At 71.0% G+C, this 6566-nt stretch carries 7 protein-coding genes; 4 read left to right on the top strand and 3 right to left on the bottom strand.

The genetic code is table 11. The features are described from left to right. Positions 1-441 precede the first annotated feature (441 nt). Both AS181_RS22010 and AS181_RS22005 read right to left on the bottom strand, forming a co-directional pair. Positions 442-1641, bottom strand: a complete 1200-nt coding sequence (locus AS181_RS22010; RefSeq protein WP_058253621.1) for an alkaline phosphatase family protein — start codon at positions 1639-1641, stop codon at positions 442-444. After that, positions 1638-2489, bottom strand: coding sequence for a GNAT family N-acetyltransferase (locus tag AS181_RS22005; RefSeq protein WP_058253620.1), 852 nt, complete (start codon positions 2487-2489; stop codon positions 1638-1640). Before AS181_RS22005 ends, AS181_RS22010 begins: the two co-directional genes overlap by 4 nt. A gap of 70 nt (positions 2490-2559) precedes the next feature. Between AS181_RS22005 and AS181_RS22000 the strand changes: the two genes are divergently transcribed. The 4 genes from AS181_RS22000 (at position 2560) to AS181_RS21985 (ending at position 5339) form a co-directional block, all read left to right on the top strand. Next, positions 2560-3075: a YtxH domain-containing protein gene (locus AS181_RS22000; protein WP_058253619.1), complete on the top strand. Its 516-nt coding sequence runs from the start codon at positions 2560-2562 to the stop codon at positions 3073-3075. A gap of 85 nt (positions 3076-3160) precedes the next feature. Continuing rightward, positions 3161-3892: a YcnI family protein gene (locus AS181_RS21995; RefSeq protein ID WP_058253618.1), complete on the top strand. Its 732-nt coding sequence runs from the start codon at positions 3161-3163 to the stop codon at positions 3890-3892. Further along, complete coding sequence (locus AS181_RS21990; RefSeq protein ID WP_058253629.1) at positions 3885-4433, top strand: copper resistance CopC family protein; 549 nt, start codon at positions 3885-3887, stop codon at positions 4431-4433. The genes AS181_RS21995 and AS181_RS21990 overlap by 8 nt, the downstream gene beginning before the upstream one ends. 6 nt (positions 4434-4439) lie before the next feature. Next, complete coding sequence (locus tag AS181_RS21985) at positions 4440-5339, top strand: copper resistance D family protein (protein WP_058253617.1); 900 nt, start codon at positions 4440-4442, stop codon at positions 5337-5339. 298 nt (positions 5340-5637) lie between these two features. Here the strand turns inward: AS181_RS21985 and AS181_RS21980 are convergent, their stop codons facing one another. Continuing rightward, complete coding sequence (locus tag AS181_RS21980; protein ID WP_058253616.1) at positions 5638-6561, bottom strand: alpha/beta fold hydrolase; 924 nt, start codon at positions 6559-6561, stop codon at positions 5638-5640. Between the last annotated feature and the right edge of the window lie 5 nt (positions 6562-6566).

The raw sequence follows: 6566 nt of genomic DNA, 5'->3' as shown, positions 1-6566 counted from the left end.
ACCCAAACGCTTGCGCCACCGCCTGTTCACCGTCGGCGGCAAGATCATCACCCACGCCCGCACCACCACCCTGCGACTACCCACCGACTGGCCCTACAACCACCACATACGCCACGGCTGGCAACGCCTCACCGCCTAACCAGCCCCTCGGTCACCGCGCCCCGTCACCGCCGCCCACCCCACCTCAGAACCCGAACAACCAGCGAACCCAACGCTGGCGATCCACCCTGCCCACACACCAGCACCAACCATCAAAAGGCGACACCGACAACCGATCGGCGAAACCCTACCCACCCGTGAAAGATTCAGGCTCAGGGAGCGGTGGTTGGCCGCGCCCTCCGCAAGCTCCGGGCGCTCCTCAGGGAGCGGTGGTTGGCCGCGCCGTCCGCAAGCTCCGGGCGCTCCGTGAGCTGAGGAGCGGGGGCAGGTCGTTCTTTCGGATCAGGGAGCAGGTTGGGCCACGATGAGCGGTACGAGTTGCTCGGCGGTGGTCCAGGCGCCGTGGTGGCCGAGCATCATCGACTCCATCGTCTCGCGCTTGCTGCGGGTGAGGGTGGTGGCGCCGCGGGCCACCGCGACGACGTCACCGATGCGTTGCGCCACAGCATCACTGACGATCGGTCCGAACCACTCTTCGTCGATGGTCTGCTCGCGCGAGACCACGTGCGCGGCGTCGCCGAGATACGCCGCCCAGCCGTTCAGCACGTCGTCGGCCGATCCCGGTGTCGCATAGACGTGCCGGACCCGCGCCTCGCCGGCCACCGCCTCGACTCCGTCGAGCAGGGCGGGAGCGGTGTCGATGTCGATCGCCCGGTCGGCGGTGATCATCCCGTGGTCACCGGTGACGAGAAGGGTTGCGCCATCGCCCAGTCCGGAGGCGAGGTCGGCGACCAGCCGTTCGACGATGCGCAGTTTCTCCAGCCACTCCGCCGACCCCGGGCCGTGGATGTGGCCCGCCATGTCGAGCTCGCTGTAGTAGGCGTACACGAAACGCCGATGCCGACTCCGGCGCCGCAGGGTGGTCAGCACGGCGTCGCGGATGCCGTCGGGCGTCACGGCGGGCAGGAACTGTCCCGACGCGCGGAAGGCCGCCATCGTCAGGCCGGTTCCGCGGAACTCGCCGGGCATCACATAGGTGACCCGGACACCCTCGGCGGCAAGCTCTTCGAGACTCCCGCGCTCGGTGCGTACGAGGGCCGGGGGATAGGTCATCAACGCCGACGGTCCGGAGGCGTCGTCGAGCGTCCAGCGCAGCGAGTTGAGCACTCGTCGTGACCCCCGCGTCCGGCATTCGTCACCCGGGCGGAAGCTGTACCCGATGATCCCGTGCACTCCGCACGACGTCCCGCCCGTCAGGCTCAGGATGCTGGTCGCGGTGGTCGCCGGAAACCCGGCCCGCAGCGTCGTCGAGGTCAGTTCCCTGAGCGTCGGGGCATGCTCGGCGTAGTCGTCCAGCAGGGTCGCGCCCAAGCCGTCGATGAGCAGCAGCACCACCGAGTCACTGGTCGGAACAACGGGTCCCGCGCCCTCGGACGCGACCCCGAGTGCACCCGCCACCGCCGGCAACACGTCGGCCAGCGTGTGCGGATAACCGTGCCAGTCCGCGGGGGCGAGCTCCAGCGGACCCGCTACTCCCGTCACCGCGCCCCCGAACCGGCCGGTCCGAACACATAGTGTCCCGACCGCAGGAACCGGACCGACCGACGCGCTTCTCCCTCGACGAGCAACGGCGACAACGCATCTCGCAGCGCGATCCGCCACCGGGCGGCGTCGAGCGGCGCGCTGGCCCGCATCGACTCGACGTCACGCGGAACCTCGACAACGGCGCCGGCATCCGGCGTGATGCGCTCGTGGTGCGCGACGGGATGGGATGGCCGGTCGACGTCGATGACCGACACGGCGCCACCGGCGAGCGCCTCGTCCACCGACTCCACCGATCCCTCCGACCTCGACGACCCGTCCGGCAACGACGGCGCGGCGGACTTCAGGTCCCACGCCACCAACACCCGGTCGGAGTCGGCATCGCCGCCCAGCTCGTCACCGAGTTCGCCGTAGAAATCCTCGTAGTAGTGCACGGGCTTCGCACCGAGCTTCGCGAGGTTGAAGTAGGCGTTTCGGGCGACCAGGGGATCGAAGGTCCAGGTGATCGTCGACAGTCCGCGCTCCAACGCCCAGCGACGCTGGTGCATCTTCAGCGCATGACCCACCTGATGGCCGCGGCCGCGGCGGGTGACCCCGGTGATGTGGCTGTGTAGGGTCTCGCCGACCGGTGCGCCGAAGAACGCCACGCTCCCGCCCGCGAGGTGGTCGCCGATGAAGGCGCCGGCCACATAGTTGCCGGCGTGACTGAGCGCCCGCAGCATGTCGGTCCCCACGGGCCGGTTCGTCGGATCGGGCCGCCACACGTCGTCGAAGATCCGCAGGAGGTCCTCGAGCTCGTCGGGCGACGACAGTTCACGAACCTCCACACCGAGGGTTGCATCCGACATGGGGTCGATTCTGTCATCGCCCGGCGACACCGTGGTCGTGGTTCGACCAGCCCGATCTAGGATGAGCCCCATGTCCCGCACCGCCCGACCGTCCGACGCGTTCGCACGCGTCGCCGCGGCCGGTGTGGTCCCCGCGGTGGCGGTCGCCGCGCACGGTGCGGCGAGCGGGGCGATGCCGAGTTCGTCGGGCGTCCTGCTGAGCGCCGCGATCGGCGTGGTCGCGTCGATGCTGCTCGCGCCGCGCCGGGGACGGCTCGCGGCGGCGGCGGCGTCGACCACGCTGGTCCTGTCCGCGGCGCAGGCGGCGAGTCACTGGGCTCTCGCGCTCGACGCCGGGCACGCCGCCCACAACACCTCGACGCTGCCGATGCTCCTCACCCACCTGGTGGCGATCCCGCTCAGCGCGGTCGGAATCGTCGCCGGTGCCCACCTCCTGGCGTCGATCGGCTCGGTGATCCGATCGCTGGTGCCACCGGTCACCGTCGCAGCACATACGGCCGCTCCGGTGTTCTGGACGCCGCCTTGTGTTCCGGCCGCACCCGCGTTGTGCGGCACCGGCGTTCGCGGACCACCGGCTGCCTCCTGACGCGCCCGGCCCCAGACCAGAACGGTGTGGGGTTGAAGCGCGCGTTCACGAGGACCGGTCCCGACACCATCGAAAGACACAATCCATGAAGCTCAGTTCCCCGCGGGCGACGATCGCCCGCCGCATCACCGCGCCCGCCGCCGCCGTCGCCCTCGTCGGCCTCGCCTCCTTCGCGGGTGCGGGTGCCGCGTCGGCGCACGTCACCGCCAACGCGCCGACGGTCACCCAGGGTGGGTACGGCGTCGTCACCTTCGTCGTCCCCAACGAGTCCGACGCCGCCGCCACGACCGCGCTGCGGGTGACGCTGCCCGGGCTGACCTCGGCCCGCCCGGAGGTGATGCCCGGCTGGAAGTCCGTCGTCACCAAGAAGGACGACAAGGTCACCGAGATCACCTGGACCGCCGATCCGGGATCGCCGGGGGTACCGGTCGGGCAGTTCGGCCAGTTCCGGTTCTCCGGCGGACCGTTCCCCGAGCAGGAGACCGTCGAACTCCCCGCGCTGCAGACCTACGCCGACGGTGAGACCGCCGACTGGAGTCAGCCGACCCCCGACGACGGCTCCGAGCCGGAGCTGCCCGCACCGACGCTGACCCTGCCCCCGGCCACGGGCGACGGGCATCACGGCGGCTCGCACGCCGCCTCGACGACGGGCACCGCCGACGCTTCGGACACCTCCGAGTCATCGGCATCGTCTGAGGACTCCGCCGCGCGCTGGCTCGGTGGGATCGGCCTGGTGGTCGGCACTCTCGGCGCGGTCATCGGCGTCGCGGCGCTGACAGCGCTGCGCCGCAACGGTCGTGGCGGCGGCGATGCCTGACCGTCGCGCGCCGGTTCGACGCGTCGTCCTGGTCCTCGCGACGCTGCTGTGTCTCGGGCTCGTCGGATCGTGGGCGGCAGCCCCGGCGGCGGCGCACTCGCGGCTGGTCTCCTCCGACCCCGCGGAGGGGGCGACGCTGCAGTCCGGTCCACAGACGGTGACGCTGACCTTCAACGAGCCGATCCAGTCGTCGTATGCGGTGCTCAACGTCGTCGGGCCCGACGACCACTACTGGCAGAACGGGGACCCGACGGTCGACGGCCCCAACCTGCGTGTCGGGGTGCGCGAACTCGGCCCGGCCGGTGAGTACGTCGTCAACTACCGGGTGACCTCGGCCGATGGGCACGTCATCAGCGGACAGCGCACGTTCGAGCTCGCGGTCGCCGGCAACGGTGAACCCGGCCCGGCGATCGAAGCGGTCGATGCGTCGTCGGACGAGGGAATCCCGGTGTGGTGGTTCATCGCCGGCGCCGCCGTCGTGCTGATCGTCGGACTCGGCGTCGTGTTCTGGCTGAGCCGGCGACCCTCGACGCGGCGCTGACACCTGATGACCGTCCGCAACGGGTTGATCCTCGCGATGACCCTGGCCGGCGGTCTCGTGGTGAGCTGGTTGCTCGCCAGTCCCGACGGTCCGGATCTGGTTGCCGTGCCCACGACCCTCGCGCTCGGTGTCTCCGTGACGCTGCTCGGTCTGGGGGCACTGCCGACGGTCGACGCCGAGCCCTCGACCCGGGTGATCGGCCTGCTGGCCGGGGTGTGGGTGTTGGCCGTGCTGGTCAGCGCCTGGGTGCGGACCGCTGATCGGGCGGGTGTCGAGGTGCTCGACGTCAAGGCCGGCGACTTCGGCGACGTGCTGTTCTCGGGTGCGCCCGAGATGGTGGCGCTGGTGGCCGGGGTCCTGATCCTCGCGTGGGTGGTGCTGGACCTGCTGACGGGGAGCGAGATCCCCGTGCTCGTGGTCGGAGCGCTCGCGGCGATCGGGGTGCTGGCCACCTCGATCGCCGGTCACGCCGGCAACGACTCGTGGGGGCCGTTCCTCATCGGTGCCCACGCGCTGGCCGCGGCCTGGTGGTGTGGACTGCTCGCGGCGATGCTGCTCTCGGTGCGCGGCCGGTCGGGGTGGGCGCGCAGTCTGCCGGTCTTCTCCGGGCGCGCGCCCTGGGCCGTCGGGGTCCTCACGGTGACCGGCCTGATCTCCGGCCTGATCGAGGTCGACGGTCCGGCGAACCTGGTGAGCAGCGGTTACGGCCGAATCCTGCTCGCCAAGGCCGAGGTGCTCGCGGTCCTCGTGGGTCTCGCCGTCTGGCACCGACGACGCTGGCTACCGGCCGTGCAGCGGCATCGCAGCAGCGAGCCCGCCTCCGTGCGCGCGGCTGTCGTCGAACTGGCGATCATGGCCGTGGCGCTGGGCCTCGCGGCCGGGCTGTCGGCGACCGCGCCGCTCTGAGCTGGAGCGTCTCCCTCGGCTCCCTTTCCGCTGGTCGAGAGGGCGACCTTTCCCGCTGGTCGAGAAGGTGACCTTTCCCGCTGGTTGAGCCGGCTCCGAGCGTAGCGAGGCGCCGTGTCGAAGCCCCCTTACCCGCTGGTTGAGCCGGCTCCGAGCGCAGCGAGGCGCCGTGTCGAAGCCACTCTTCCGGTTCACGACGTCGGTCACCAGGTGGCCTCGACGGGCGCGGCGGCCTCGCTGCGCTCGTTCGACGCTGCTCGACCAGCGGGGGTTGGATCGACCCTGCGCTACCCGCGGATCACTCGCCCATCGGCGGTCGCGATTGGTCCCACAGCGCGAGGAGTTCGTCGATGATGTCGGTCGCCATGTGCAGGGTGCTGAGGTGACTCTCGCCGGGCATCTCGAACAGCTTCGCGTCGGGGAGTAGCGAGACCATGTGCTCGCCGTGGGCGTACGGGATGATGTGGTCGGCGTCGCCGTGCCACCAGCGCACGGGCACCCTGACGTCGCCGACACGGAAGCCCCAGTCCCGCGCGAAGACGACGACGTCGGCGAATGGCGCGTTCATGCGTCGGCTTCCGCCGTGGAGCAGGTCGTCGAGGAACATGGCCCGGAACTCGGGGCGTGCCAACAGTTCTCGGTCCGCCTGCGGGGACAGTCGACCGTAGATGGAGATCGCGGGTTCGGCGATCGGCCGGGCGAAGCCGAGGGCGACGCTCAGCACCTGGCCGATCGGCGCACCGGCCACGCTGACGAGCGGTGCGAGCAGCGTGCCGAGCCGCATCGCCCCGCCCTCGATGCGGTCGGGTCCGACCGTCGGCGCGACACCGCCGAGGATGCCCGCCGCCGTCACCCGGTCGGGCATGGCGTGGGCGACCCCGAGTGCGTATGGCCCGCCGCCCGACAGCCCGATGATCGCGAAGTCGTCGATGCCCAGTGCCTCGAGGACCTCGGCGAGGTCGGGTGCGAAGGCGGCGACGTTGTCGTACCGATGCGGGCTCGACGACCCCACGCCCGGCCGATCGAGTCCGATGAGGCGGATTCCGCGTTCGAGCGCGTACGCACGCGCTTCGACGGGGATCTGGCGCCGCGCGCCGGGCGTCCCGTGGAGCCATACGATGGCCCGTCCGGTGGCCGATCCGTACTCGGCGAATCCGATCCGACGATCACCGTCGGCGACGGCAATCGACCCCTCGATTTTCGGACGGGCGATGTCGATCATGTGAT

The sequence above is a fragment of the Gordonia sp. SGD-V-85 genome (genome assembly GCF_001456905.1).
GTDB lineage: Bacteria > Actinomycetota > Actinomycetes > Mycobacteriales > Mycobacteriaceae > Gordonia > Gordonia hongkongensis.
The sequence above is the reverse complement of the archived record's forward strand: the minus strand, read 5'-3'. Positions and strand labels throughout refer to the sequence as shown.